The sequence below is a fragment of the Petrotoga halophila DSM 16923 genome (assembly GCF_002924615.1).
This window is the reverse complement of record NZ_JALY01000035.1, coordinates 1-2096: the sequence shown is the minus strand read 5'-3', so window position 1 is coordinate 2096 and position 2096 is coordinate 1. Positions and strand designations below refer to the sequence as shown.

1 protein-coding gene and 1 pseudogene are annotated in these 2096 nt (G+C 39.0%); both read right to left on the bottom strand.

The features are described from left to right. A pseudogene (locus AA81_RS01520) lies at window positions 1-149 on the bottom strand (glutamate formimidoyltransferase); the annotation flags it as partial. A 12-nt stretch (window positions 150-161) separates the two neighbouring features. Continuing rightward, window positions 162-2096 (bottom strand): urocanate hydratase (gene hutU / locus AA81_RS01515; RefSeq protein WP_103897957.1); only part of this gene is annotated, 1935 nt, incomplete at its 5' end.

The window sequence follows — 2096 nt, the reverse complement described above, 5'->3', positions numbered from 1 at the left end:
GTAACTACGCTTCTGTTATGATCTTTATCCATAGAGTAATCTAATAATTTTATTCCTTCTTGTTTTCTTACTTCATCTACAATCCGTTCTAACTTTTCTTTATCTCTTCCTTCACTGAAATTTGGAACACATTCTACAATTTTGTTCAAAGTATCTACCTCCTAACCCTCATAGTATTTGTCAACCAAATCTTTTATCATATCTTTATCAGCAATGTATGGCAAAGTTATGTGGTCCGTGTTTTTGTTTTCTTTGTTGTACTCTATTGATGTTTCTATAGAAGCTTCATTTCTAGCCCATGATCGTCTGGCAACCCCAACCATAACATCCCATGGAATTGCGTTCTTTATTATTTCATCCACCCTTTCACTTCCGTCAAGAACCAATCCAAAACCACCGTTAATGGCTTTACCGATACCAACTCCACCTCCGTTGTGCAGTGTTACCAAACTCATTCCCCTTGCTATGTTTCCAGCAAAGTCATGGGTTACCATATCTGCCATTATATTACTCCCATCTTTTATATTCGCCGTTTCTCTAAAAGGAGAGTCAGCTCCACCTGCATCGTGATGATCCCTTCCGAGCATAATGGGGCCAACTTCCCCTTTTCTAACCATTTCATTGAATTTAAGCGCTATCTTCATCCTTCCCATAGCATCTTGATAAAGAATTCGTGCTTGAGTGCCTACAACGAGATTGTTTTTATCAGCATCTCTAATCCATATGTAGTTATCTCTATCCTGGCCCCTTCTATTGGGATCTATGCATTCCATCGCTGCTTTATCCGTTTTCAATAGATCTTCCCGTTTTCCACTTAAACATACCCACCTGAAAGGTCCATAACCGTAGTCGAATATTAATGGTCCCATTATGTCTTCCACATACGAGGGAAATATGAATCCTTCGCTTTCATCCAAGCCATTTTTTGCTATTTCTTTCACGCCTGCATCAAAAACCGCCTTCATGAAACTATTCCCATAGTCAAAAAAGTAGGTTCCCCTTTCAACCATTGTTTTTATAAGCTCAAAATGTCTTCTCAATGAATTGTTGACTAATTCAACAAATTTCTCTTCATTTGTTTCTAGGAGCTGATTCTTCTCTTCATGAGTCAAGCCTTGAGGGCAGTACCCTCCCTCGTAGGCGGCGTGGCAAGATGTCTGATCTGATAACAAATCTATTTTTATACCTTTCTTTACAATGTATTCCAATAGATCTACAATATTACCATAATAACCGATGGAAATGGGTTCTTTTCTATTTAGATGATCGAAGGCTATTTCAAAAACTTCATCCAAATCTTTGCTGTAGGTTTTTAACCAACCTTGGTTGAGTCTTGTTTGAATTCTGGAATAATCCACTTCTGCAATTATTCCAACTCCTCTTGCGATTTCTATTGCTTTAGCTTGAGCACCGCTCATTCCACCTAAACCTGAACTAACAAACAAGCGTCCTCTTAGATCACTATCTTGTGGTATTCCTAATTTCAACCTTCCTGCGTTCAACAAAGTATTGTAAGTACCATGAACGATACCTTGAGGTCCTATATACATCCACCCTCCAGCAGTCATTTGCCCGTAGTTGGCAACACCCATGGCTTGCGCCTTGATCCAATGTTCTTGGTCATCAAACATCCCAACCATCAAAGCATTTGTTATTATCACTCGTGGACTATTTGGAGTTGATCTGAACAAGCCTAGGGGATGTCCTGAAGCCACAACTAAGGTTTGTTCCCTTGTTAGTTCTTCTAAGTATTTTTTAATCAACCTGTACTGCATCCAATTTTGACAAACTTGACCGGTTTCACCATAGGTTACCAGTTCATAAGGATACAAAGCGACATCGAAATCCAAGTTATTATCGATCATGACCTGAAATGCCTTTCCTTCAATACACTTACCCTTGTACATATCTATAGGTTTTGCCTTAATGTTGCCCTCAGGCCTATACCTGTATCCATAAATTCTCCCTCTAGTAAACAACTCTTGTAAAAATTCTGGAGCCAATTCTTCATGCAAACTTTCCGGCACGTACCTTAAAGCGTTTGCAAGGGCTAGTTCTACTTCTCTTTTTGATAAATTCAAAGGTCTTTTAGGTGC